Source organism: Vibrio sp. 1727 (assembly GCF_033344415.1).
GTDB classification, from domain to species: Bacteria; Pseudomonadota; Gammaproteobacteria; order Enterobacterales; family Vibrionaceae; genus Vibrio; species Vibrio alginolyticus.
On sequence record NZ_JAWPOT010000514.1, the window covers coordinates 1 to 571 of the forward strand.

Genomic DNA, 571 nt, shown 5'->3' on the forward strand with positions numbered 1-571 from the left:
CAATTTGGTCCAACAGTTTGCTGATGTTCTCGGTAGCTTCTTGGCTGCGCTGCGCCAAATCACGCACTTCAGAAGAGACAACCGCGAAGCCGCGACCATGCTCGCCCGCACGAGCGGCTTCAATTGCTGCGTTAAGGGCTAATAAGTTGGTTTGTTCAGAAACGCTGTTGATGGTCTCGACTATTTGGCCAATGCTCTGCGTGTCGTTCGCCAATTCTGCCATACATTGTTCAGTGGCGTTGATTTGCTCCAACAAGCTTTGCACGGAGCGGTAAGACAATTCACTTTGGGTCTGGCAGTCGACCACTTTGTTATTCATGGTTGTGGTGTCACCCATTGCGCGCTCTGCGGATTGAGCGATTTCCACACTCGATTGTGCGAGTTCAGTCATCGCGGTTGCGATGTTGTCGCACTTAGCGATGGTAGAGCGGCTACTGCTATCAAGATCCTGCGCAGATTCAACAATGTTTTGTAGTCGATTTGAGCTCTCGTTATTGGTCTTAGTGACGTCAAACAGCAGCTTTCTGAAGTTAGAGATCAAGGCATTAATGCTGTTCGAGATGGAAGCGAT

General features: G+C 49.6%; 1 protein-coding gene. It reads right to left on the reverse strand.

Annotated features, from left to right (window positions below; translation table 11 throughout):
- Positions 1-571 (reverse strand): methyl-accepting chemotaxis protein (locus R8O10_RS26670; protein ID WP_318192155.1); only part of this gene is annotated, 571 nt, incomplete at both ends.